Below are 955 nucleotides of genomic sequence, written 5' to 3'. Positions count from 1 at the left end.
CATACTGGTGAAGGCCTCGTCGGGTCGTGTTGAGTGTGGTAACCCAATCCAACCTGACGAGGCTCTTCACGTTGCGGAGACATCAACTTCGGCGAGTTACGGACACAACTTCTGGCAACCTGCTTAGCCGCCCATCGCGCTACGGGCACCGCCGGCCTCGCGGGATGCGCGTGGCCTCAGCCACGTGACCAGGCTCCGCGGCAGGGCCTGGGTGTCCCGGGTCGTCCACGCACAACCCCTGCACGAAGCCACCTGAATGAACCGGGAATCCCCGAGTTCGACACGCCTTCCCCGGGCGAGCCGAATCCCGGTTCGGGGCTGGTCGGGCACCGCACGCGCCCCGCTGCCCGACCAGCCTCCCCTTGCCCCCAGCCGTTCATCCTCGGAGGTCCGACCATGCCCCGCTCAACCGAACTCACCGCCATCGAACGAGGAATCCTCGACGACGTAGCCCTGGGTTTGAACAACATCCAAATAGGATTCAAGCAGCACCGATCGCCCGAGACGATCCGCACACACATGAAGAACATCTTCGCGAAACTGAAAGCCCGCAACCGCGCCCAAGCCGTCGCCAACGCGTACCACACCGGCATCCTCCAATGCCTGACGCCGCACGTACCCCTCACGCAGGCTGTGCCGACGTCGTCCACTCCGCCGCTGTGCGAGTCCGTTCCGGCGCACCTGAATCGCCGTGATGTCCCGGCGCCGCCGCGGCAGATCACGTCCGCACCGTCACGTCGTGCCGTCCGCCCCCTACGGAACCCGCGATGACCACACCTGCACTGTTCTCACTCAACAGCCGGGCATGTGGTCGTTCCGGGTCTGTCTCGTGATCGGTGTTTCCGGCGTTGTTGATCAGTAGGTCTCGGCTCCCGGCCAGCGGTCACCGAACGTGATGGCGAACGCGTTGATCACTGGCTTCCACCGCATCGTCCACCGGGCGCGGCCAGTCCCG

At 65.2% G+C, this 955-nt stretch carries 1 protein-coding gene; it reads left to right on the top strand.

Annotated elements, in window-relative coordinates:
- Positions 1-396: 396 nt before the first annotated feature.
- Positions 397-771 (top strand): response regulator transcription factor, encoded by a 375-nt coding sequence (locus tag ACLJQZ_RS48555; protein ID WP_410628513.1) that lies wholly within the window; start codon positions 397-399, stop codon positions 769-771.
- The last annotated feature ends 184 nt before the right edge of the window (positions 772-955 follow it).

It is taken from the genome of Amycolatopsis sp. cmx-8-4, assembly GCF_046548675.1.
GTDB lineage: Bacteria > Actinomycetota > Actinomycetes > Mycobacteriales > Pseudonocardiaceae > Amycolatopsis.
Note: the sequence above shows the minus strand (reverse complement) of the source record. Positions and strands in the feature narration are given on the sequence as shown.

What these genes read in the sequence shown, in the direction of transcription:
- ACLJQZ_RS48555 (WP_410628513.1), top strand. Translation starts at nt 397, where the DNA reads ATGCCCCGCTCAACCGAACTCACCGCCATCGAACGAGGAATCCTCGAC.